The 23858-nt window shown below is 59.3% G+C and carries 22 protein-coding genes; 8 read left to right on the top strand and 14 right to left on the bottom strand.

What is annotated here, in order from left to right; all coding sequences use genetic code 11:
- Positions 1–2: 2 nt before the first annotated feature.
- From FHP24_RS14965 to FHP24_RS14940, 6 genes are all read right to left on the bottom strand, one after another.
- Positions 3–2135: a bifunctional diguanylate cyclase/phosphodiesterase gene (locus FHP24_RS14965; RefSeq protein WP_246091803.1), complete on the bottom strand. Its 2133-nt coding sequence runs from the start codon at positions 2133–2135 to the stop codon at positions 3–5.
- Between the two features lie 272 nt (positions 2136–2407).
- Positions 2408–3184: a MetQ/NlpA family ABC transporter substrate-binding protein gene (locus FHP24_RS14960; protein WP_139677039.1), complete on the bottom strand. Its 777-nt coding sequence runs from the start codon at positions 3182–3184 to the stop codon at positions 2408–2410.
- Positions 3185–3270: 86 nt separating this feature from the next.
- Complete coding sequence (locus FHP24_RS14955; RefSeq protein WP_139677038.1) at positions 3271–4050, bottom strand: MetQ/NlpA family ABC transporter substrate-binding protein; 780 nt, start codon at positions 4048–4050, stop codon at positions 3271–3273.
- 21 nt (positions 4051–4071) lie between these two features.
- Positions 4072–4740 carry a methionine ABC transporter permease gene (locus FHP24_RS14950; RefSeq protein ID WP_139677037.1) on the bottom strand — a complete coding sequence of 223 codons (669 nt, stop codon included), beginning with the start codon at positions 4738–4740 and terminating at the stop codon, positions 4072–4074.
- Positions 4730–5764, bottom strand: coding sequence for a methionine ABC transporter ATP-binding protein (locus FHP24_RS14945; protein ID WP_139677577.1), 1035 nt, complete (start codon positions 5762–5764; stop codon positions 4730–4732). Before FHP24_RS14945 ends, FHP24_RS14950 begins: the two co-directional genes overlap by 11 nt.
- Positions 5765–6098: 334 nt before the next feature.
- Entirely contained in the window at positions 6099–7472 is a 1374-nt protein-coding gene (locus FHP24_RS14940) for a GH1 family beta-glucosidase (protein WP_139677036.1), read from the bottom strand.
- Between FHP24_RS14940 and FHP24_RS28740 the strand changes: the two genes are divergently transcribed.
- The 6 genes from FHP24_RS28740 to FHP24_RS14915 all read left to right on the top strand — a co-directional run bounded on the left by FHP24_RS28740 (position 7471) and on the right by FHP24_RS14915 (position 13389).
- Positions 7471–7647 (top strand): hypothetical protein, encoded by a 177-nt coding sequence (locus FHP24_RS28740; protein ID WP_180356013.1) that lies wholly within the window; start codon positions 7471–7473, stop codon positions 7645–7647. The genes FHP24_RS14940 and FHP24_RS28740 overlap by 2 nt on opposite strands.
- A 279-nt stretch (positions 7648–7926) precedes the next feature.
- Positions 7927–8628 (top strand): gluconate 2-dehydrogenase subunit 3 family protein, encoded by a 702-nt coding sequence (locus FHP24_RS14935; protein WP_139677035.1) that lies wholly within the window; start codon positions 7927–7929, stop codon positions 8626–8628.
- 5 nt (positions 8629–8633) lie between these two features.
- Complete coding sequence (locus FHP24_RS14930) at positions 8634–10403, top strand: GMC family oxidoreductase (RefSeq protein ID WP_139677034.1); 1770 nt, start codon at positions 8634–8636, stop codon at positions 10401–10403.
- A gap of 11 nt (positions 10404–10414) precedes the next feature.
- Positions 10415–11737: a c-type cytochrome gene (locus tag FHP24_RS14925; protein ID WP_139677033.1), complete on the top strand. Its 1323-nt coding sequence runs from the start codon at positions 10415–10417 to the stop codon at positions 11735–11737.
- Between the two features lie 165 nt (positions 11738–11902).
- On the top strand, positions 11903–12883 hold the full coding sequence (locus tag FHP24_RS14920) for an HD-GYP domain-containing protein (protein WP_394344628.1): 981 nt from the start codon (positions 11903–11905) through the stop codon (positions 12881–12883).
- Between the two features lie 116 nt (positions 12884–12999).
- Positions 13000–13389 carry a DoxX family protein gene (locus FHP24_RS14915; protein ID WP_139677031.1) on the top strand — a complete coding sequence of 130 codons (390 nt, stop codon included), beginning with the start codon at positions 13000–13002 and terminating at the stop codon, positions 13387–13389.
- Positions 13390–13452: 63 nt separating this feature from the next.
- Here FHP24_RS14915 and FHP24_RS14910 read toward each other — a convergent pair whose 3' ends face one another.
- The 7 genes from FHP24_RS14910 to FHP24_RS14880 all read right to left on the bottom strand — a co-directional run bounded on the left by FHP24_RS14910 (position 13453) and on the right by FHP24_RS14880 (position 21539).
- Entirely contained in the window at positions 13453–14625 is a 1173-nt protein-coding gene (locus tag FHP24_RS14910) for a Gfo/Idh/MocA family protein (protein WP_139677030.1), read from the bottom strand.
- Between the two features lie 183 nt (positions 14626–14808).
- Positions 14809–15861, bottom strand: a complete 1053-nt coding sequence (locus FHP24_RS14905) for a sugar phosphate isomerase/epimerase family protein (RefSeq protein WP_139677029.1) — start codon at positions 15859–15861, stop codon at positions 14809–14811.
- 213 nt (positions 15862–16074) lie between these two features.
- The gene (locus FHP24_RS14900; RefSeq protein WP_139677028.1) at positions 16075–17040 is read right to left on the bottom strand and encodes a substrate-binding domain-containing protein; all 966 of its coding nucleotides are present in this window, start codon (positions 17038–17040) and stop codon (positions 16075–16077) included.
- 98 nt (positions 17041–17138) lie between these two features.
- Positions 17139–18140 carry an ABC transporter permease gene (locus FHP24_RS14895; RefSeq protein WP_139677027.1) on the bottom strand — a complete coding sequence of 334 codons (1002 nt, stop codon included), beginning with the start codon at positions 18138–18140 and terminating at the stop codon, positions 17139–17141.
- Positions 18137–19678 (bottom strand): sugar ABC transporter ATP-binding protein, encoded by a 1542-nt coding sequence (locus FHP24_RS14890; protein ID WP_139677026.1) that lies wholly within the window; start codon positions 19676–19678, stop codon positions 18137–18139. The genes FHP24_RS14895 and FHP24_RS14890 overlap by 4 nt, the downstream gene beginning before the upstream one ends.
- A gap of 167 nt (positions 19679–19845) precedes the next feature.
- Positions 19846–20184, bottom strand: coding sequence for a DUF6665 family protein (locus tag FHP24_RS14885; protein ID WP_139677025.1), 339 nt, complete (start codon positions 20182–20184; stop codon positions 19846–19848).
- A 272-nt stretch (positions 20185–20456) separates the two neighbouring features.
- Entirely contained in the window at positions 20457–21539 is a 1083-nt protein-coding gene (locus tag FHP24_RS14880) for an acyltransferase family protein (protein WP_180356012.1), read from the bottom strand.
- A 93-nt stretch (positions 21540–21632) separates the two neighbouring features.
- Between FHP24_RS14880 and FHP24_RS14875 the strand changes: the two genes are divergently transcribed.
- The gene (locus tag FHP24_RS14875) at positions 21633–21971 is read left to right on the top strand and encodes a hypothetical protein (RefSeq protein ID WP_139677023.1); all 339 of its coding nucleotides are present in this window, start codon (positions 21633–21635) and stop codon (positions 21969–21971) included.
- Here FHP24_RS14875 and FHP24_RS14870 read toward each other — a convergent pair.
- Complete coding sequence (locus tag FHP24_RS14870) at positions 21905–22801, bottom strand: LysR family transcriptional regulator (protein ID WP_139677022.1); 897 nt, start codon at positions 22799–22801, stop codon at positions 21905–21907. The two genes, FHP24_RS14875 and FHP24_RS14870, sit on opposite strands and share 67 nt — an antisense overlap.
- A 120-nt stretch (positions 22802–22921) precedes the next feature.
- Here FHP24_RS14870 and FHP24_RS14865 point away from each other — a divergent pair, with 120 nt between their 5' ends.
- A complete protein-coding gene (locus FHP24_RS14865; protein WP_139677021.1) occupies positions 22922–23815 on the top strand; it encodes an aldo/keto reductase family oxidoreductase in 894 nt (297 codons plus the stop codon).
- Positions 23816–23858: the final 43 nt, after the last annotated feature.

The following is a 23858-nucleotide window of genomic DNA, read 5'->3' as shown; positions in this document are numbered from 1 at the left end:
GGTCAAGCCAGCGAAAATATCGCCCTTCGCTCGTCCCGTTGAAAAAGGCCGTCGATATCATCGGCCGTCATCGGCTGGCCGAACAGATAGCCCTGCAGCTGGTCGCACCCTGTCAGCCGCAGCTGCAATGCCTGAGCATCCGTCTCGACGCCTTCGGCTGTGACCGGGATGTCCAGCGACCGCGCAAGCGCGACAGTCGCGTGCAACATATCGACCGCGCTTCGCTCATGGTCGAGAGCATGAATCAGCGACTTGTCGATCTTCATCCGGTCGAAGCCGAACTGGCGAAGATATCCGACACTTGAGAAGCCTGCGCCGAAATCATCGAGCGCGATATGCACCCCCAGACGCCGCAGCTCGGCCATCGAGGTCTTGGCCCGGTCGGCATTCTGGATGAAATATCCCTCGGTCATCTCCAGCGTGATGTCCGCCGATCTGGCTTCGGTTTTCCGAAGTACGGAGGCAACATTCTGCGGAAAGGCAGGATCGCGGAACTGCCCCGGAGACACATTGACGGACAGCTTGAGGCTTGGCCAGCGTTTCAGCGTCTCGCAGGCCCGGTGCAGCACGAAGAGGCCGAGCTGGTCGATCAGCCCCGAGGTTTCCGCAATCGGAATGAAGACATCCGGGGAGACCGGGCCATGACCCTTGCGGTTCCAGCGCGCCAGCGCTTCCACCCCGACGATCCTTCCGTCGGCAGCAGACACCACCGGCTGATAGACAACCATCAGTTCGCGGCGTTCTATGGCGATCCTGAGATCGATCTCGAGATGGAGGCGCTCTTCGCGCTCGGCATCCATTTCCGGCTTGTAATACTCAGAACGGCTACGCCCGCCATCCTTGGCGCGGTACATGGCCATGTCGGCGCGCCGGACGAGCTCTCCGCCGCTCACCACTCCACGTGGCGAGATCGCAATGCCGATACTGGTCCCGATCACCGCCACCCGCTCGCCGATGACGAAGGGCTCCTCGAAGAAGCCGAGAATACGCTCGCACAATATAGTCGCCTGCCCGCCCGGCTCTACGGAAAGAACGGCAATGGCAAACTCATCGCCTCCGACGCGCGCAAGCACCACGTCTTCGCTCACCAGCATTCTAAGGCCGGCCGCAACGCTGCGGATCAGCGTATCGCCGGTTCCGTGTCCATAGGCATCGTTGACTTCCTTGAACCCGTCGAGATCGAGATAGAGAAGCGTCACGCTCTGCTCACCGCGCGCCGCCTCCTCCACCATCTCATCCAGAGCCACGAAAAAGCCCGTGCGGTTCATCAGACCGCTCAGCCTGTCGGTCATCGACAGACGGCGTGCTGCGGCCTCGTCGGCTTTCAGGCGATTGAGAGTATTGGTCCCGGCGACAAGCAGAAGCATGAAGAAAAGCCCGACCATGGCAACGGCGCTGTAGACCAGCGGCCGAACCTGCAGATAACTGACATCCCCCGGCTTGCGCGGCGTCCAGCCGAGCTTTGCCAGGAGCCGCCCATGGACATTGCGGATTTCCACCGCATTGGGCAGCTCTTCGTTTGCACCGACGAAGTGCAGCCCGCCGATGACATAGGTCTCGGCGAGTGCAGCAACCTTGTCGTCATCGAGATGACGGGCAAAGACGAGATAACGCCGTTTTTCCGCAGGCAGGTCGATCGCGCCTGATTTCTCCCGAACCAGAGCGACACCAGTGACGGAAATGCCTTTGTTTGTGGCGGTAAAACCTGTCGCCTCCGGCACGCTTTCGGGACCTGCAGACTTCGCTTTGTCGAACAGCGTCCAGAGCGAGGCATCGAAATATTCGCCGGGCGACCACATGACGGGATGACCATCCTGGTAAGCCATCAGCACATTGCGATCGGCATCCAGCAATATCGCGACATCGAAGAGATCGCTGTTGACGGTCATGTCGCCAAAATTGCTGACGATCCAGTCCTGGCCATCAGGCGCATAAACGAAATTGGCCGCATCATCCCACGCCGCATAGTCGTTCAGCGTCGCGTGCAGCTGGTCCTGAAAGGTGTGCACGGCGCCGCTCGTCGTCGCACGCGATCGCTGTTCATCGAGATTATTGGTGTGATCGGCGATCCGGTTGACGGCCGTCAGAATGAAAATGGTGACGAGAAAAACGACAACTGCAAAGGCGCCGAGCATCAAGGTCACGGCGGACTTGCGCCCAACATTCACGGGGCGTCGGAAACGGAATGGTAACGGCCCCATAAAACCCCTCTCTAAACCAGAAGTTTATCGCGGGCATTCCTTCAAATACAGTTAAGATTGTCGTGAAATAAGGGCCAAAACATTACAGCCCCTCGCACTGCTTTCAGCGTAAGGGGCTGTAATAGATCAGTATTTTTGTTTCATATCGTCCCAAACCCGATCAGGATTTTTGGATGGATACGAAGGTGGCATAAAGCGATGCCGAATTACCAGGACGGGATCAGCGCGCCCTTGAATTCATCGTTGATGAACTTGCGGATGCTGTCGTCGTGGTAGGATTCGACCAGCGTCTTGACCCAAGGCTTGTCCTTGTCGGCGGTGCGCACGACGATGACGTTGGCATAAGGCGACTTTTCACCTTCGATGGCGATCGCGTCGGTCTTCGGATGCAGGCCGGCTTCCATGGCATAGTTGGTGTTGATGACGGCAGCAGCAACGTCATCGAGCGAACGCGGCAGCTGGGCTGCATCGATTTCGGCGAACTCGATCTTCTTCGGGTTCTCGATGATGTCGGCAGGCGTCACCTTGATACCGGCATTTTCCTTGAACTTGATCAGGCCCTTGCTGGCCAGAACGAGAAGAGCGCGGCCACCATTCGTCGGATCGTTGGGGATGGCAACGGTTGCGCCTTCCTTCAGTTCGTCGAGGCTCTTCACCTTCTTGGAATAGACGCCCATCGGCGTGGTGATGGTCTTGCCGACGCTGACCAGGTCGAACTTGCGGTCGGCGATCTGGTTGTCGAGATAGGGCTGGTGCTGGAACGAGTTGGCCTGGATGTCGCCGTCGTTCAGCGCCTGGTTCGGCACGACATAGTCGGAGAACTCGACGATATCGATGTTCAGGCCCTTGGTCTTGGCGACCTCGGCAACCTTTTCCATGATCTTGGCATGTTCGCCAGCAGAAACGCCGACCTTGATGTCTTCAGCGAGAGCGGAACCTGCAGCAAAAGCTGCAAGCGCTGCGGCGATAATCAACTTCTTCATTGGTATTTCCTCTTGATGTTGTTCTTGAATTTCGTACCGCCGCCGACCTGTTCAGGAACCTTGGCCGACGGCGAAAACTGTTAGCCCTACCAGGTGGGCGTGATGGCGCCCTTGAACTTCTCTTCGATGAAGGCCGTGACCTCCGGGCTGTGATAGCTCTCCACGAAGGTCTTCACCCACTCGGCATCCTTGTCCTTGGCGCGCACGGCGATGACGCCGACGTAAGGTGCCTTAGTGCTTTCCTGGAAAATGCCGTCCGTCTTCGGGTTGAGGCCGGCGGCGAGCGCATAGTTGGTGGTGATCGCTGCGAGATCGACATCATCGAGCGAACGGGGCAACTGGGCTGCATCGAGCTCGACGATATTGAGCTTCTTCGGGCTCTCGACAATATCCGCGACGCTCGCCTTCACGCCGATACCGTCCTTCAGCGTGATGAGCTTCTGGTCGGCAAGCAGCAACAGCGCACGGGCACCGTTGCTCGGGTCGTTCGGGATGGCAACGGAAGCGCCGTCCTTCAGCTCGCCAAGCGCCTTGATCTTCTTGGAATAGCCCGCCATCGGGAAGTTCACCGACTTTGCGACGCTGACGAGATCAAGCTTGCGCTCTTTCACCTGGTTGTCGAGATAGGGCTGGTGCTGGAACGAGTTGATGTCGATATCGCCATCCGACAGCGCCTGGTTCGGCACGACATAATCGGAGAACTCGACGATATCGAGTTCGAGGCCCTTCTTGGCTGCGACTTCCTTGACCTTCTCGACGATCTGCGCGTGCGGACCGGGCGTCACGCCGACCTTCTTGGTCTCGGCAAAAGCCGAACCGGTGGAGAAAAGAGCGGCGAGCGTCGCCGCGACAATCAGCTTTTTCATTATCTTGTCCCTCTGAAACACTCAGTTCTTGCGGTTGCGTTTATCGAAACGGCGGGCGAGCGCGTCACCTGCGCTCTGAACGAGCTGCACCAGCACGATCAGCACGACGACAACGGTAAGCATCATTTCCGGCATGAAGCGCTGGTATCCGTAGCGGATGCCAAGGTCACCGAGGCCGCCCCCACCCACTGCACCGACCATGGCCGAATACCCGATCAGGCTGACCATCGTCATCGTGAGTGCCGCCATCAACGAAGGCCGGGCTTCGGCGAGCAGAACCTTGAAAACGATCTGCGTCGGGGTGGCGCCCATCGCGCGGGCGGCTTCAATCAGCCCCTTGTCGATTTCGCGGATCGCCGCTTCGACAAGACGCGCGAAAAACGGAATTGTCGCGATCGTCAGCGGCACGATCGCCGCATAGGTGCCGATCGACGTGCCCGTAACCAGTCGCGTGAAGGGAATGATCGCAACGACGAGAATGATGAATGGCGTCGAGCGCGCCGCATTGATGATCAGGCCGACGATGCGGTTGATCGTCGGTGCGGGGAACAGCTCGCCCTTGCCGCTGGTGGCAAGGAAGATACCGATCGGCAAGCCGATCAGCGAGCCGATGATACCGGCGGCGGCAACCATCTGCAGCGTCTGGCTGAGAGACTTCAGAAGCAGGTTCAGGAGCATATCAGGCGACATAGCCGAGCACCTCCGTTGTCAGGCCGGTTTCGGCATAGAAACGATTTGCCCGCTCGATCACGGCAGGATCGGCGGAATAGGAGACGACCAGAGAACCGAACGGCTTGCCGCCGATTTCCTCGATGCCGCCAGCAAGAATGTTGACGTCCGAGCCGAGTTGGGCAACCAGCCGGGCCGTCAATGGCTGGAACGCGGTCTTCCCGAAGAATACCAGCCGTACCAAGGCCCGGTCGCCTGCTGCCGGCACCGGCTTGATGCTGGTCCGCAGCCATTCCGGCAGCGCCAGAGACGAAGCAAGCAAAGTCCGCGTCGTTTCGTGTTTTGGGCTCGCATAAAGATCGAAAACCCGCCCGGATTCGACGATGAGCCCTCGGTCGATAACCGCGACGTCGGTGGCGATCGTCTTCACCACTTCCATCTCATGCGTGATCAGCAACACGGTCAGACCGAGTTCGGCATTGATGCGCTTCAGAAGTTCGAGAATGGACTGGGTCGTTTCCGGGTCGAGCGCCGAAGTCGCTTCATCGGAAAGCAGCAGTTTCGGATCGGTCGCCAGAGCGCGTGCAATACCGACACGCTGTTTCTGCCCGCCGGATAGTTCCGAAGGATAGCTAGCGGACTTGTCGCCGAGGCCGACGAGATCGAGCAACGGCCCGACCTTCGCCTTGATCGTCCTGGCGTCGACGCCGGCGATCTCCAGTGGAAGAGCGACGTTGTCGAAGGCAGTACGCGACGACAGGAGATTGAAGTGCTGGAAGATCATGCCGATCTGCCGGCGAAGACCGCGCAGGCTGGATTCGGATAGTCCTCCGACTTCCGTTCCATCGACCACGACCTTGCCCGACGTCGGCTTCTCCAGCCCGTTGACGAGACGAATGAGTGTGGATTTTCCGGCACCGGACCGGCCGATAATGCCGGTGATCGCGCCGTGGGCAACAGTGAAATCGATGCCATCGAGTGCCGTAAAGGCGGGCTGGCCGCCTGTGCCGCCGAAGCGCTTCGTTACACCCTCGAAGGACACCATGGGCGCACCCCGAACGGGCTCCTTTGGTGCAACCTCCGCCTGGACGGACGTCGCGACATCGGTCGCGGCATTTTGGATCGTCATATTGAACTCGCGAGTTAAGTCAGGTCATTCTTGGCGGCGAGAATGCCGCTCGATCACGCACCCAGGCGGCACATTCGATGACAGGTGACTTTCCGGAGCATTTCGATCGGCTTTCTCTTGAAAAAGGCCTAGCAGCCTTGCGGGTGGCAGATCAATGCCCCGGAGCCATCCCATTTCCTAGGGATGGAATTTCAATTATTCCCGCGCTGGGAAAAAACTCTTCCGCAGCGCCATCGGGACCTGACGTTTGTCAGCTTGCCTTGTAGTTGCCGCTGGGGAATTGCGAAGCAAGTTCGCGATACCACTTGCCGCTCTTCTTTATCGTCCGCTCCTGGGTCTCGTAATCGACGTAGACGAGGCCGAAACGCATCCGGTATCCCTCCGCCCATTCGAAATTGTCCATCAGGCTCCAGGCGAAATAACCCTTCATCGGATAACCGTCCGAGACGAGATCGGCCACGACGGAAAGATGATCGATATAATAGTCGAGGCGCGGCTGATCATCGATTTCGCCATTCACAGGCCCCATATTATAGGCGGCACCGTTCTCGGTCACATAGCAATCCGGCAGTTCATACCTGATATAAAGATCCTCCACGAGCGACTTCATCGCCGGCGCATAGATCTCCCATCCGATATCCGTCACCCCTTTGCCGACGGCCGGCGCCCCTTGGGTGGCGGGATAGGACGCGCCCTCTGCAGGGTCGTTCGCCACGCGCATCGGCGAGTAGTAATTGAGCCCCCACCAGTCGAGTTTCTGGCTGATGATGGCCAAATCCCCATCCTCGACCTTCGGCATCCGGTCACCGAGCGCGTCGATCAGCGACGCGGGATATTCACCCTTGAACACCGGGCCGAAGAAGGCGCCGTTGTGAAAGTCGAAAGCGCGTTCGGCCGCAGCCTTGTCTTCTGCACTCTCCGAGCCGGGAATGACGGAATGGGCATTCAGCACCAGCCCCACCGGCACATTCGGCGTCACGTGCCGGATGGCCTCCACGGCGAGACCGTGGGCAAGATTGGTCGTGTGCATGGCGGCAAGTGCCGCCTCCATATTGCGCTCGCCCGGCGCATGCACGCCTGCGAGATGTGAAAGCCAGACGGAGCACCAGGGCTCATTGAATGTGGCGACAGCATCCAGCCGATCGCCCAGCCGAGCCATGACAACCTTGGCATAACGCTGGAAAGCGTAAGCCGTCGATCGTGCCGTCCAGCCACCGTCCCCCATCAACGAAAGCGGCAGGTCCCAGTGATACAGCGTTGCATAGGTCTTGATGCCACGAGCCTTGCAGCCATCCACCAGCCGGTCGTAGAAATCGAGGCCTTTTTCATTGATGCGGCCCGTCCCCTCCGGAATGATGCGCGGCCAGGCGATCGAGAACCGGTAAGCCTCGACTCCCATCTCCTGGATGAGATCCAGATCCGCGTCCAGCCGGTTGTAGTGATCGCAGGCAACATCGCCATTGTCCCGATTGAACACGCGGCCCGGCATGTTGGAAAAAGCATCCCAGATCGAAGACTTGCGCCCGTCAGCCTTGGTCGCACCTTCGATCTGGAAGGCGGCGGTCGCGACGCCGAAGAGAAAGTCGCCGGGAAAACGTGCAGCAAATGTCTTCGGATCGGTCATGAGCAAGCTGTCCTCTTTATGGATTGCCCGCCGGGCAGCAGAAAACACAACGCCCGGCCAAATAATGTCGATCTCAATAGCAGATATGGAGAAGCTTTGCAGGGGCAACGATGACGCGCAAGAATGCCTGGAAAACCGCTTTCAGCTGGCCAGATTTCGGGCAATCGGCCTTTGAAAGGGCTCTGGATTTGCACGCGAAGGTAGACAAACCATCACCAAACCAAGTGATAAATTCCAAAATACAATTAAAAGTAAGTGCAATTTTAGCGATAGCCATTCATACATAGAAAAACATTCTCAATTTTGGCAAAAATTGGGCAAAGTTTAGCCTTTCGATCCTTGAAGCGCAGAGCCTGCGGCGATAGATCGCAGGTGTCATTGTGACGCCCCGCTCCCAACGGAGGCCTCGCGTGAATTTCAATGGCTGTCCCCCTCAGCCACGAAGGAGTGAACAATGAGAGATATCCCGGGCTTACCGTCCCGCCGAGGTTTCCTGAAAGCCTCGGCCGCGACAGCAGCGATCGCCGGTATCGCCGTTCCGGCCAAGGCCGAACAAAAACCTGAACCGGTGGCGCTCACCGAATATAAGCCGGACTGTCTCAAGCCCAGTGAGTGGGCTTTCGTGATGGCAGCGGTGGCAAGATTGATCCCGTCGGACGGCGAAGGCCCCGGCGCGATCGAAACACGCGTTCCTGTCTTCATCGACAAGCAGCTCGCCGGCGATTACGGCAAGGCATCCGACTGGTACATGCAGGGCCCGCACGACGCGGCTGCCGATCCATTGCGCGGCTGGCAGACCCCGCTTTCGCCGCTGGAAATCTACCAGCAGGCAATCCCGGTCTTCGACGACTGGTGCAAGACGACCCACGGCAAGATCTTTGCCGAACTGGATGCGGCAACGCAGGACAAGGCGCTGACCTCGCTGCAGAAGAACGAGATGAAGATCAAGCCGGAGCTGAACCAGTTCTTCACCATCCTGCTCGGCAACACCAAGGAAGGTTACTTCTCCGACCCGATGTATGGCGGCAACCACGGCATGCAGGCATGGAGCTATATCGGCTTCCCCGGCGCCCGCGGCTCCTACAAGGAATGGGTCGGCAAGCATAACGTCAAATATCCGCTCGGCCCCGTCTCGATCTCCGGTGAAAGGGGTTAAGCGCCATGACACGCACAGAAAAGAAGAAGGACGTCGTCCTTGTCGGCTTCGGCTGGACCGGCGCGATCATGGGTATCGAACTCGCCCAGGAAGGCCTCGAAATCCTGGCGCTGGAACGCGGCCACGATCAGGCTACCGTTCCCGATTTCCAGTATCCTAACATGATCGACGAGCTGAAATACGGCATCCGTTACGGCATGATGGAAAAGCCGGCCAACACAACCGTTTCCATTCGCCGCTCGCTCGAAGAGACCGCCCTGCCCTACCGCAGCCTCGGCACCTTCCTGCTCGGCACCGGTGTCGGTGGCGCGGGCACGCACTGGAACGGCCTCAACTGGCGTCCGATGCTCTCGGAATACCGCCTGAAGTCCTATACCGAGGAAAAGTTCGGTGCGGATGTCATCCCGGAAGGGATGCAGATCCAGGACTATCCGATGACCTATGAGGAGCTCGAGCCGCATTTCGACCGCTTCGAAAAGGTCGCCGGCATTTCCGGCCAGGCCGGCAACGTCAACGGCAAGATCATCGAAGGCGGCAACCCGTTTGAAGCTCCGCGTTCGAACGACTATCCGATGCCGCCGATGCCCTCGACCTGGGACGGCGTGAAATTCCGCGACGCCGCCAAGGCCAATGGCTGTCATCCGTTCCCGTCCCCCGGCGGCATTGCCTCCAAGGACTATGTGAACGAATACAACATGCAGATGGGCCCGTGTAACCACTGTGGTTTCTGCGAGCGCTACGGCTGCTACAACTACTCGAAATCGTCGCCGCAGACGGCGATCATCGATGCGTTGAAGCGCAAGAAGAACTTCGAATACCGCGTCAATGCCGAAGTGCTGCGCATCGAAATGGCCCCCGACCGCAAGACCGCGACCGGTGTCACCTATTTCGACCACAAGACCGGCGAGGAAGTCTTCCAGCCGGCCGATCTGGTCATCCTGTCGGCCTTCGCGCTGAACAACGTCCACTTGATGCTGCTGTCGGGCATCGGCCAGCCCTATGATCCGAACACCGGTGAAGGTGTCGTCGGCCGCAACTATGCCTACCAGATGCTCGGCGGCTACACGATGTTCTTCAAGGACGAGAACTTCAACCCGTTCATCGGCACGGGCGCCAACGGCTACTGCATCGACGACTTCGGTATCGACAATATCGACTTCGGCAAGGAAGGTTTCATCGGCGGTGCCTACTGGCGCGCCGGCCAGACCAACGGCCAGCCGGGCCACACCATGCCGCTTCCGGCAGACGTGCCCAGCTGGGGTGCCGGTTGGAAGAAGGGCATCGGTGAATGGTACGGTCACGCCATGTCGATCGGCGCACACGGGTCGTTGATGTCCTACCGGGACAACTATCTCGACCTCGATCCGACCTACACGGATCGTCACGGCCGTCCAATGATGCGCATGACCTTCAACTGGAAGGACAACGACATCAAGATGATCAACTTCATGCAGACCAAGATGAAGCCGATCGTCGAATCGATGAACCCCACGATCGCACAGGCCGGCTTCAAGAAGGAAGGCGCCATGTTCGACGTCCGTCCTTACCAGACGACCCACAATACCGGCGGCACCGTCACCGGCAGCGACCCGAAGACCTCGGTTCTCAACCGCTATCTTCAGTCCTGGGATGCGCACAACGTCTTCGTCATGGGTGCCAACACCTTCCCGCAGAACACGCAGTATAACCCGACCGGCATGGTCGGCGCGCTCGCTTACTGGGCCGCCCATCATATCCGTAAGGATTACCTGCCCAATCCGCGTCCGCTGGTGTGAGGAGAGACACGATGAAAAAACTCGTCCGTGTTCTCGGCACACTCGTCGTTCTGGGCATCGTCGCCCTTCTCGCCTTCATCTTCGTGCCGGTACAGCGCACCGGCCCGGTCACTCAGCTTGCTAGCGACTTCAAGCCGGCGACAGGCCAGGGTGAATATGTCATGCGCGCCGGCGACTGTCTGGCCTGCCACACCAACGAGGGCGGCAAGCCTTTCGCGGGCGGCCGTGCGATCCAGAGCCCGATGGGCACGATCTGGACCACCAACATCACGCCTGACAAGGAAACCGGCATCGGCAACTGGTCGCTCGATGATTTCCGTGCCGCCCTTTACGATGGCGTGACCCCGAACGGTACGCATCTCTATCCGGCCATGCCGTATGAGAATTACCGCAAGCTGTCGGAAGAGGACATCGTCGCCCTCTACGACTATTTCATGCATCAGGTTGAACCGGTCTCCAACAAGGTCGAGGAGACCAGGCTGGGCTTCCCGTTCAACATGCGGTTTGGTCTGCGCGCCTGGAACTGGCTCGCCGCCAGTTACGAAGCCGGCTTCAAGCCGACGACAGGCCAGGACGAACAGTTCAACCGCGGCAAGTATCTCGTCGAAGGCGCCGGCCACTGTGCCGCCTGCCACAGCCCGCGCAACCTGTTCATGGCGCAGGACGGTATCGACGAGACGTCGAAGGCCTTCCTGACCGGTGGCGAGATCGACGGTTATACCGCCCCTGACCTCCGTGGTCCGGCAAGCGGCCCGCAGAAATGGACCACAGAGCAGACCGCAGCCTATCTGGCGACGGCCCGCAATGCCCATTCCGCGGCAACCGGCGAAATGATGCTGGTCGTGCGTGACAGCACCCAGTACCTGACGCGTGAGGATAATCTGGCAATCGCCACCTACCTCAAGAAGATCGGCACTGCGCCCGCAGGCAACGCTTCGGCTGCACTGGCAACCCCGGTCGTCACCGAAACGGAAAAGATGCTGACGGATGCCAAGGCGGATATGCCGCTAGGCCCCCGCCTCTATCTCGACAACTGCGCCGCGTGCCATATCGTCAGCGGCAAGGGTGCGGGCGAAACCTTCCCGGAACTCGACGGCAACTCGCTTGTCACCGCCAAGTCTTCGAAAGGCCTGATCAGCGTCATCCTCCACGGTGCCGAACTGCCGAGCACGGCAGATCGTCCGATGAAGCTGCGCATGCAGGGTTACGACAAGCGACTGTCCGACGAAGAAGTCGCAGCACTCGCCACATTCCTGCGCGAAGGCTGGACCAACAAGGCGCCCGCTGTTTCGGCAGCCGACGTCAAGGCTGTCCGCGACCTGGCTCAGCACTAAGAAAACTGGCCCCGCTCGCTACTCGCGGCGGGGCCACTTTACCCGGCCTTGGCAAGACCGAAACGATTCGAACCTTGGCAGCGCATGACAGACCCGCCCTATGGGGCGGATGTATCCAAAACATTCAGCATTCGAAAAAATAAAAAAAGGCAATCACCCGTTTAGGTGATTTATTCATTATCATTAGCGTCAAATATCCTCTCAATTCGAGGATTGAGTGGCGTGATACTTCGTCTACCGAAAAATCTTGTCCAGACCGGCCTTTTTATAGAATCGGTCGAATGCCCGAGCAGTGAATTCTCCCGGCGAAGGTTCATGCTCGATTCCGAAGAGGATCTCAGGGCGATACTGCATTCTTCCGCCGTCGATATCCTCGTCAGCCGGCAAAAAAGCCGCATCGATGTGACCGCTCTTCTTCAACGGGCGCCGCCTCGCTACGCGAAACTCGCTTCCGTTGACAAGTCATCACCGACCGAGACCGACGAGGCGCTTGATGATGCCATAATAACGATGCGCCAGGGTCTGGCAGGCATGGTGTCCGGCAAGCTCGATATGGAGCAGATCGCACAATCGGCTGCATCGGCACGACGCGCGGTCGAGGCAGCACCCGACCTGTTCATGCAGGTCACGCGCCTGAAGACCAAGGACAAGGGAACCTATCTCCACTCCATTTCCGTTGCGGGACTGATGGCGCAGATGGCGGTATTGCTGGAATTCGATGAAGATCTCGTCGATGAGATCGGCCGCGCGGGCATTCTTCATGATTTAGGGAAGTTACTTATCCCGAATGCCATTCTCAACAAGCCGGGCAAGCTGAATGCCACAGAAATGCGGATGATCCGCAGTCATCCGGAGATCGGCTACCGCCATATGAAGAAACTCGGTGGTGTCTCCAATCTCATCCTAGATGTCTGCCGCCTGCATCATGAAGCGCTTGACGGCAGCGGTTATCCGCTTGGCCTGAAGGCGGAGCAGATCAACACCGCGGTGCGCATCTGCACGGTCTTTGACGTCTTCGACGCATTGACCAGTGTGCGCTCCTATAAAAAAGCATGGTCCACGGCGGAAGCGCTCACCTGGATGTACGACAAGCCAAATCTGTTCGACCGTAAGCTGGTCCTGCGGCTGGGTTCGATGTTCCGTTGACATCAGCCTAACAGGCGACAAACGACATGGATCACGCAGATTTCAACTGAGTTGTGTTGCGCCGCAGCATCGGCCGAAGGATGAGGCATTCCCCTCATTTTCCAACGGAAACGCCTATGCTCCAGAACATCGACCGCTCCCAGCCTTACTTCCTCGGTCTTTTGCGCGCCGTATCAGCCCTAGTATTGTTCAGCTACGGCACCCAGAAGATCCTGCATTTCCCCGCCGCCCAAAGCGTACCGCCGGTCGGCTCCTTGTCCTGGGTTGCCGGCATGCTGGAACTGGTGCTCGGCTTCTGCGTGCTCATCGGCTTCAAGACCCGTTATGCCGCCTTCGTCCTCTCGGGCCTGATGGCATGCGCCTATTTCATCGGTCATTTCCCGCGCGGTTTCTATCCGGCCCAGAACGGCGGCGTCGCCTCCATCCTGTTCTGCTTCATCTTCCTCTACATCTTCGCAGCCGGCCCCGGCCCGGTCAGCGTCGATGCCAAGATGAAGAGCAAGTAAGCCGCCATCGCGGCTTCGTGATCCGAACAGCCCGGAGACGCATCTCTCCGGGCTGTTCGCCTATCAGAGTTTGACCCAGGCCCCGTTCCTCTTCGAGGACGCCACGCAGGCCTCGACAAAGGCGACCCCCTTCACTCCGTCATCAACTGTCGGATAGATCACCGCCTTGTCCACTGCGACATCCTTCTTATGGGCATGGATCGCACGCGAGGCCTCCGTATAGATCGTCGCAAAAGCTTCCAGATACCCTTCCGGGTGACCGGACGGAATGCGCGAAACGCGCCCTGCCGCCGACCCCGCACCGGCACCGTTGCGGGTGATCAACCGCTTCTGCTCACCGAACGGCGTGAACCAGAGATAGTTCGGATTCTCCTGCGCCCATTCGAGCCCGCCCTTTTCACCATAGACGCGCAGCTTCAGCCCGTTCTCGTTGCCCGGCGCCACCTGGCTGCACCACAGCATCCCTTTCGCACCATCTGCAAAACGCAGCATCACATGCGCATTGTCATCCAGCCTGCGGCCCGGCACGAAACTGTCGAGATCAGCCGCAAGGCTTTCGAGCGTCAGCCCTGTGACGAAGGAGGCGAGGTTATAGGCATGCGTGCCGATATCCCCCGTCGAACCGCCCGCACCCGACTGGGTCGGGTCGGTGCGCCACACGGCCTGCTTCGCGCCGGTCTGCTCGGCCGCCTCGGTCAGCCAGTCCTGCGCATATTCCACCTGCACCACCCGCAGCTTGCCGAGATCGCCATTTGCGATCATCTCGCGTGCCTGCCGCACCATCGGGTAACCGGTGTAATTATGCGTCAGGATAAACAGCGCATCGCTTTCGTCAGCGAGTTTCTTCAACTTTTTCGCGTCGGCCAGATTGGAAGTCAGTGGTTTGTCGCAGATCACATGGATGCCGCGTTTCAAAAATTCCCGCGCCGCCTCGTAATGCACATGGTTCGGCGTGACGATCGACACTGCCTCGATGCCATCCTTCAGCCGAGCCTCGCGGATCGCCATATCCTTATAGGAACCATAGGTGCGCGCAGCATCGAGCCCCAGCTCCCGCCCGGACGCCTGCGCCTTTTCCGGCGTAGACGACAAGGCGCCCGCAACAAGCTCGAACTGATCATCCAGCCGCGCCGCCATGCGATGCACCGCACCGATAAACGCGCCCGCACCACCGCCCACCATGCCGAGCCGGATACGCGGCTCGCGCAGGTCTTCCTTTTTACTTTGGATTGCCATGAAAAATCTCCTTGAATGTGCTGGCTAAAGCAGCCCCTCATCCGGCTACCGCCACCTTCTCCACGCAAGCTGGGAGAAGGGATTTACCGCACCGTTTCCGCGTCTATCGATGTAAGCGCAGGGCACGTCCCTCTCCCCGTTTACGGGGAGAGGGTTAGGGTGAGGGGCAGCCACTTTTGCCTATCAGAGCCCCAGCATCCGGCGGTTGGCCGCCTCGTCGGTGCCGCCGGCGGCGAAGTCGTCGAAGGCGTGTTCGGTGACGCGGATGATATGCGCCTTGACGAACTCCGCGCCTTCTCGTGCCCCGTCTTCTGGATGTTTCAGCGCGCATTCCCACTCGACCACGGCCCAGCCGTCAAAATCGTTGGCCGCCATCTTGGAGAAGATCGACCCGAAATCCACCTGTCCGTCACCCGGCGATCGGAAACGTCCGGCACGGTTCACCCAGCTCTGGAAACCGCCATAAACGCCCTGCCGGCCTGTCGGATTGAATTCCGCGTCCTTGACGTGGAACATCTTGATCCGGTCCTTGTAGATGTCGATATTGTCGAGATAGTCGAGGCATTGCAGCACGTAATGCGACGGATCGTAGAGCATGTTGGCACGCGGATGGTTCTTCACCCGTTCCAGGAACATCTCGAAAGTGACGCCATCATGCAGGTCTTCGCTCGGATGGATCTCGTAGCAGACATCGACTCCGTTCTCTTCGGCATGGTCGAGGATCGGCGTCCAGCGCCTCGCGAGTTCGTCGAAAGCGGTCTCCACCAGCCCGGCCGGCCGTTGCGGGAACGGATAGAGATACGGCCAGACCAGCGCCCCGGAAAAGGTCGCATGCGCCTTGATACCGAGATGGCGTGACGCGGAAATGCCCATCTTGACCTGCTCGACCGCCCATTCCTGCCGAGCCTTCGGATTGCCGCGCACTTCCGGTGCGGCAAATCCGTCGAACACTTCGTCATAGGCTGGATGCACGGCCACAAGCTGGCCCTGAAGATGGGTGGAGAGTTCGGTGATCTCGACGCCGTTCTGGCGCGCCACACCGGCCAGCTCGTCGCAATAATCCTTGGACGTGGCGGCCTTTTTCAGGTCGATCAGCTGGCCCGCCCAGGTCGGAACCTGCACGCCGATATACCCCTTGTCCGCTGCCCATTTGGTGATCCCGTCCCAGCTATCGAACGGCGCCGCGTCGCCTGCAAACTGGCCGAGAAAGATGCCAGGGCCCTTGATCGTCTTCATGAAAAATACCTCCATTAGAAATTGGCGTTGGGGAGCAGGCCCCACCCCTCATTCCTGTGCTTGTCACAGGAAGCCGGCCATGGCGCGTCCGCGCCATGAAAGGACTATCCCGCCCCAAGGACTTGCCGCACTGGATTCCTGTGGCAAGCACAGGAACGAGATTGTGGTTGGCGGCGCCAATACTCTGGCGCCACCGCTTGCGATAAGCGTTTCTTAGAACGGCGAGTCCGGGAAGTAGAAGTTCTTCGCGTTGTCCTTGGTCACCAGCGTCGCGTCGAGAATATAATTGCCGCTGACCGGAACCTGGTCATAGAAATTGCCGGCCGTCAGCTGCATCGCGGTTGCCACCATGGCCGGTGGATAGAGCACGTCGACCGGCGTGCTTTTTTCGCCATCCATGACGCGCTTGATCATGTCTTTCGAACCGGCCCCGCCGACGACATACTGAATGTCGGTGCGCTTGGCCTGCTGGATGGCTTCCAGCACGCCGACGGCCATGTCGTCGTCCTGGCACCAGACCACGTCGATCTTCGGATATTTCGTGAGATAATCCTGCATCACGCGAAACGCGTCGTCGCGGCTCCAGTTGCCATACTGGCGGTCGAGAACCTTCACCTTGGAACCCGCAATCCCCTTGTCGAAACCGTCCTGACGCTGCTGGTCGATCGGGATCGGCAGGCCGCGGATGATCACGACTTCGGCGTCCGGCGTCGTCTTGGCGATGTATTGGCCGGCAACCTCACCGAGCGCCGGGTTGTTGCCCGCGACATAGAGATCGCGGATCGTGTTGTCGTTGACGGAAGGCGCACGGTCGACCAGCGCCACGAACTTGCCGTCGTCCTTCACCTGCTGGATGGCCGACACGAGCTGATCGGGATCGGTTGGCAGGATGACCAGTGCATCGATGCCCTGTACCGCAAGATCCTGCACGGCATTCGCCTGGCTTGCCGGATCGGCAGAGGTCTTGACGATGACGTTGAGGCCCTTGTGTTCGGCCATCAGCAGCTTGGCGACGCGTTCGGCATGGAACACCACGCCAGCCGTCCATCCGTGGTCGGCGGCGGGGATGGAAACGCCGATGGTGACCTTTTTCCCTTCCTGCGCAAAGCCAAGGCTCGGGGTCATCGCGACCGAGGCCGCAAGACCGGCGGCGGCCAGTCCAAAAGTTCTTCTAAGCATGTTCTCTCTCCCAAGGTTCAAGGGGTCGTCTCCTCCTGACCGAACCCGCCCCAGATGGCCCGGCCTATTTCCAAGTCTGCGCTTGCTGTTCTGCCCCCTTATTTCCGCATCAGCGAGCGCTGAACCAGCATGGCGATGATGATGATCGCACCCTGGATTGCACCGATCAGATATTCGCTGACGAAGTTGGAAAGCAGCATGATATTGCCGACAATCTCCAGAATGAAGGCGCCGCAGACCGTGCCCCAGATCCGCCCGACACCGCCCCTCAGCGCCGTGCCGCCGACCACGACCGCCGTGATCGCCTGCAGCTCCCACAGGATGCCCGTCGTCGCCGATGTCGAGCCGAGGCGCGGCACGTAGATGATTACAGCAACCGCGACGCAAAGCCCCTGCACGATATAGGCAATGGTGCGTACCTTCTGAACCGATATGCCCGAATATCGCGCCACCTCCTCGTTCGAACCAACGGCGATCAGATGCCGGCCATAACGGGTGCGATAGAGCACGAAGGCGGCAAGTGCTGCGGTGGCGAAAATGACGATGATCGGGATCGGCACGCCGAAAACGTCGCCGAAATAGACCGGGCGGTAAAGCTGCTGCAGCCCGCGGTCCCGCACCGTGATCGAACCACCCTGTGAAAGCCAGGTCGTCAGGCCGCGATAGATACCCATTGTGCCGAGCGTGGCGATGAAGGGTTCGATCTTGCCGACGGTGGTGATCAGCCCGTTCGCCAGCCCGCAGGCGGCCCCCAGCGCCAGCGCCACCAGCATGGCGGCGATCAGCATCAGCATCGGATCCGCGATCGCGCCGGTATTCATGAACAGGATCATCAGGCTCGCCACGAAGGCAACCATCGCCCCGACGGAAAGATCGAGCCCGCCGGACGAGATCACATAGGTCGCACCAAGTGCGATGATGGCGATGAAGGCGCTGCGGGTAATGACGTTGGTGAGGTTGGCGACCGAGACGAAATTCGGATTGGCGAAATAGCCGAGCACCAGCAGCAGGGCGAGCGCCACGAAAGGCGCAATCGCAGCCATGTCCCAGTCCTTGGAGGTCTTCGGCGCCTTGGCCGTATCGCTCGCAACAACGCTCATGCCGCCTCTCCTGAGCCGACATTCACGCCCGTCGCCAGCTGGACGATCTCGTTTTCGGTCATGTGTTCTCCCTGAACCTCGCCCACGATCCGGCCGCCGCGCATCACCAGAATGCGGTCGCAGATGCCGATCAGCTCCGGCATTTCGGAGGAAACGACGATGATCGAACGCCCCTCTTGCGCCAGAGCCGCAATGAATTTGTAAATCTGTTCCTTGTTGCCGATATCGATGCCGCGTGTCGGCTCGTCGATGATGACGACCTGCGGATCGAGCATCATCATCTTGGCAAGCAGGAGCTTCTGCTGGTTGCCGCCGGAAAGCTGGCCGGCAAGGATGGTTTTTGTCCCCGTCCGAATGTCGAAATCGCGGATCGCCTTGTCGAGGGCATCGCTTTCTTTTCTGCGGTCGATCTGCAGGCCGCGAATGAACTTGCCAAGCGAGGCGAGCGTCAGGTTGACCTGCAGATCCTTGGTCAGCAGCAGGCCCTTGCCCTTCCGGTCTTCGGAAAGATAGGCGACACCGGCTTTGAGGCTCGAATGCACGTCGGTGAAAGCAACCGGCTTGCCCCGGAAACTCACAGTTCCCTTGGCAGGCCTCAGGCCCACCAACCCCTCCATCAGCTCGGTGCGACCGGCACCGATCAGTCCGGCAAAACCGAGGATCTCGCCCTTGTTGAGCGTGAAGGCCGCGTCACGCGCATAACCCGGAACGTCGAACCCGGTGACCTGCAATACCGGCTCCCGCACTTCCGCGGCATGCCGGTCGGGATAAAGCTTTGCAACATCGCGGCCGACCATCAGCCGCGCCATGTCGGCAGGCTCGAGTTCCGACGTGTCATGCGAGGCGACGAGGCGGCCGTCGCGCAGCACCGTCACGCGGTCGGCAATCTCCTTCACCTCCGGCAGGCGGTGCGAGATGTAGAGCACGCCGACACCCTTGGCGCGAATGTCGGTGATGACCTTCAGCAAAGCCTCGGTCTCGTGTGGCGTCAGCGAGGCGGTCGGCTCATCGAAAATGACGATCCGGTGCGGCACCAGCAGCACGCGAGCGATTTGCACCAGCTGTCTCTGCGCGATGGAAAGGCGCGAAACGATGGCATTCGGATCGATATCGGCCCCGAGATCATGGATCGCCTTCGCAGCGCCTTCGTTCATGGCGCGATCATCGACCGCAATACCGTTACCCAGCTCGCGACCGAGATAGATATTCTGCGCAACGGTAAGGTCCGGCGCCAGCAATATTTCCTGATGAACCAGCACGATACCGTGCTTTTCCGCATCCACCGGCCCGGAAAAGCTGACCTGCTGTCCGTCGATCTTCAGCTCGCCACGCGTCGGCTGATGGTTGCCGGCCAGGATTTTCATCAACGTCGATTTGCCGGCCCCGTTCTCACCGATGATCGCATGGACCTCTCCGGCGCGAACGCTGAGCGAGATATCCTTGAGAACTTCGATGATCCCGAACGTCTTGGACAGGCCGCTGGCATCAAGCAGCGACAGAGTGACGGATACCTCTCTGGGTGCGGGGGATGCGATCATCCACCCGGCCTCAAATTCACGAGCGTCGTGAAACGGTCGACATGCGACACGCCCCCAACGCCTGCCTCCTCGCAAGCGATGTGGTGCACCTGAAATCCTCCCTGTAATTTCAGGCTATCTAAGATTCTGAGGTACGTAAAGCAGATTTGAGCGTCAACTCTGCGTCATTACTCGGAACGTCTGAAAGTACCGACCTTGGCCATCACCTCGCCGGGAATCTGATAATCCTTCGCCACATCGGGACCATTGCTCAAACCGCATAATTCCCGTTGGACAAAAAGCCCCCAGACGGCCTCGGCAGCCTCCTGCACGAGATCCAGACGCTTTGCCTCAACCTTGCCGGCATGATCGGCATCCCATTTCCGAAGCTTTTCAAGGCTGGCTTCCACCTGTCGCCCGTTTCGCCCCAGTGCGCTCGCACGCTCCTCGGCAATCTCGTATTCCAGGGCGCTCAATCCACTCTGAAGCGACGGCGAACCGAAGAATTGCGGTGCACGAACTGACATGAAGATCTCCTTTGTTTGCCGGACAGTTCTAGCCGACAGGCAACGGCCCCAATAATGCGCCATGTCAAAACACCCTCCAACCCCCACTTCAACTCTACGTTATGAAAAGTTGAACGCGGAAGTTGCGCGTCATATTAGGGGCCGCAAGAATGGAAAACTGTTCGCGGAGAAATCGATGGCTGTTCCAAACCATCGGGCATCAGGGCGGCCCCCCTAAAATAAGAAGCCGCACTAAGGTTATTTTGCCTCTGGGCCATAAAGAGCAACCGGCCTCAGGCTACATCTCTCAACGTCTTTCTTGGACCAGAAGACCTGAAGCTTCTCATCGCATCCTGCGCCGGCTTTTCAACAAACCTCCAGCTTAGGGACGCCATCGCAGCCGCAATCACGAGCGTGATTGCCGATAGCAGCAGGTGATTTTGAATACCGAACCAATAGATAAAGGAATTCTGAATTGGCCAGGCATATAGATATATACCGTAGGATAGATCCTGTTTACGCGTGAATGCTTCAAGCTGCCCGACCGGAATTGCGTAGGCGATCCAAAAGATCAGGTAAGCCCCGAAGGTGGCGACGGCAAGTTCGGCCAGCGGCGGCAAGGAAAGCCCGGCTATCAGAAAGGCAAAAGATAATATTCCCCCCCATTTGGGAAACGGCACGTGATCACGGAAGAGGAAGAAGCACGTTCCTGAAAAAAACAATCCAGTGAGCCTTGTTGCTTTTCCAAACTCACCAATGATCGTAGGTATTGGAAGGTTGATCCCGGCAGCGAGCCCGGATGTATTCAGGGCCAACAGAATGGCTGTTATTGCTAGGAAGATCCATTTCCCTCGAGAACGATAGAGACCAAGAAGTCCGCAAACAGCCGCTATGACGTAGCACCTGAACTCATAGGCGATCGTCCACAGGGAACCGTTCATATCGGGATAGGCAATATTGGCGAACCCACCCGCTGCGAGAGGGGGACGCAACCTGACGGCCTCTGCGAAGCCGGCAATCACTGTCGCTGGCATCAGCGCCGTAGCGCCCACAACAACGGGTGCAAGGATAAACGCGCATAAAGCGAAGCAGACGAGAAAGCCCGGATATATGCGGACGATCCGTTTGACGAAGTATTCTGATAAAGAACTGTCACAGAAACTTTTGGCAATCAGAAACCCGCTGACGATGAAGAAGCCGTCTACAGCGAGTTCTCCAAATGAAATCGTACCGAATATATTGATGAGGATTTCACGCGAGCTGTTTCCATCAATAAGCACAGGCGAATGCGAAAGAATTACCAAACTGGCTAGAGCCAGTCGGATGGATCCGAAATTGTTTGATTTCGAGCTATCTTTGTCGGCTAAAGAAATCATCAAAACGCCCCCAAATATCCCTCCCATTGTTGGATATCATCGCGACAATCGGCCAGCAATAGACGGCAACGACAGGCGCGAATTCGTATCCTCTTGGCCGTGAAGATCGATTTTTCCGACTGCGTCTGGATCATGTTTGCGATGATCGGCTTGGATGTCGATCGATACAATCGACATGCCGCGCTGACCGGGATTGCCGGTAAGCGCGGCAGCGGATGCGAGGCTTTTTGCATTTATTCGCGACAACCCGCCTATCCGGGCGAAAGAGTCACTCTGGGCGAGTTGGCTTCAGTGGCTTTCCCCAGCAATGCCATCCGTCCCGCGAGCTGGCAAACATTGGCGCTGAAGCTGCACGGCCGCTTTACCTATTTGGTCTTGATGAAATCGACGAAGGCTCTGAGCGGTGCCGGCACGAGCCGGCGACCAGGATAATAAAGGAACGGTCCCGAAAATTCCGGCCACCAGTCCTCGAGAACAGGCTCAAGCGCTCCGCTGTCAATATGTGGCCGCAACCAATCCTCGAACAGCGTCACGATGCCGGCACCGGCCTTTGCACAATCGACGGCGAGATCAACGCCGCCGCCCGTCTGCACGATCAGCGCCGCCGGCGGGTCGATCAGCACCGTCTCCCCGTCCCGTTCGAACTCCCAGTCCGGCATCGATCCACTGGCGAAGCGGTTGCGGATACAGGCATGCTGCATGAGATCGCGCGGGTGCGCCGGCCGGCCACGCCGGTCGAGATAATCCTTCGAGGCAACCGCTGCAAAACGCTGGGTGCGCGGGCCGATCGGCACCGCTATCATATCCTGCGCCAAGCGGTCGTCATAACGGATGCCGGCATCGCAGCCGGCCGCGATCACATCGACGAAACTGTCCTCGATCATCAGTTCCAGCCGAATATCGGGATAGGCGGCGAGAAACCGCGGCACGATAGACGGCAGAACCAGCCGCGCCGCACTGACCGGCACATTGAGCTTCAGCACCCCCGCCGGCCGTTCGCGAAACCCGTTGACCACATCGAGCGCCGCCTCCATTTCCGAAAGCGCCGGCGCCAGCCTGTCGAACAGACCCTGCCCTGCCTCGGTGGTCGCCACGCTGCGGGTCGTGCGGTTGAAGAGCCGAACGCCGAGCTGCGCTTCCAGCCGCCGCACCGCATCGCTCAGGCCCGACGCACTGCCGCCGCTTGCCCGCGCCCCTTCGCGAAATCCGCCCGCCCGCGCCACCACGAGAAAGGCCTGAAGATCGCTGATTTCCACCGCCATGAGGTCCACCTCAGAGATTGTCCGTTTGAGCGGACAGACTATACGCATTGTATGGACTACCAAAGCCTGGACTACGCCGCTATCTCCATCTCACTGTCGATCATGAAAAGGAGCATCCTCATGTCCAGCACCAGCACAATCGACCTTGCAAAATCCGGCACGTTCAAGATGGGCAGCCATACGGTGAAGCGTATCGGTTATGGCGCCATGCAGCTTGCCGGCCCCGGCGTCTTCGGCCCGCCGAAAGATCGCGCCGCTGCCGTCGCCGTGCTTCGCGCCGCCATCGAGGCCGGCATCGATCATATCGACACCAGCGATTTCTACGGCCCGCATGTGACCAACCAGATCATCCGCGAGGCGCTGCATCCCTATCCGGGCGATCTCACCATCGTCACCAAGGTCTCGGCAAAACGCGGTCCCAATGCCGAATGGATGCCGGCCATGTCGAAGGACGAGCTGATTGCTGCCGTCCACGACAACCTGCGCAATCTCGGCCTCGACGTCATCGACATCGTCAACTTCCGCTCGATGCACGGCCTCCATGGCCCGGCGGAAGGATCGATCGAGGAACAGGTAACGGTCTTGGCCGATCTGCAGCGCCAGGGCCTCATCCGCCATATCGGCATCTCTAACGTCACCGCCACCCAGATCGCCGAGGCACGCAAGATCACGGAGATCGTTTGCGTCCAGAACCAGTACAATCTCGCGCATCGCGAAGATGATGCGCTGATCGACCAGCTGGCCAAAGAAGGCACCGCCTATGTGCCTTTCTTCCCGCTCGGCGGTTTCTCGCCGCTGCAGTCTTCGACCCTGTCGGACGTCGCTGCACGCCTCAACGCCACGCCGATGCAGGTGGCCCTCGCCTGGCTGCTTCAGCGCTCGCCCAACATCCTGCTGATCCCCGGCACCTCTTCGGTCGGGCATCTGAACGAAAACCTTGCAGCCGGCGAACTGAAACTGCCGGCCGATGCACTGGCCGAACTCGAAGGCATTGCAGGCAAGAAAGCCGCCTGACGATTGCGGGTCGCCTCGGCAACGGGGCGGCCCATCACCGCTC

Source organism: Aliirhizobium smilacinae (assembly GCF_006335145.1).
GTDB lineage: Bacteria > Pseudomonadota > Alphaproteobacteria > Rhizobiales > Rhizobiaceae > Neorhizobium > Neorhizobium smilacinae.
Note: the sequence above shows the minus strand (reverse complement) of the source record. Positions and strands in the feature narration are given on the sequence as shown.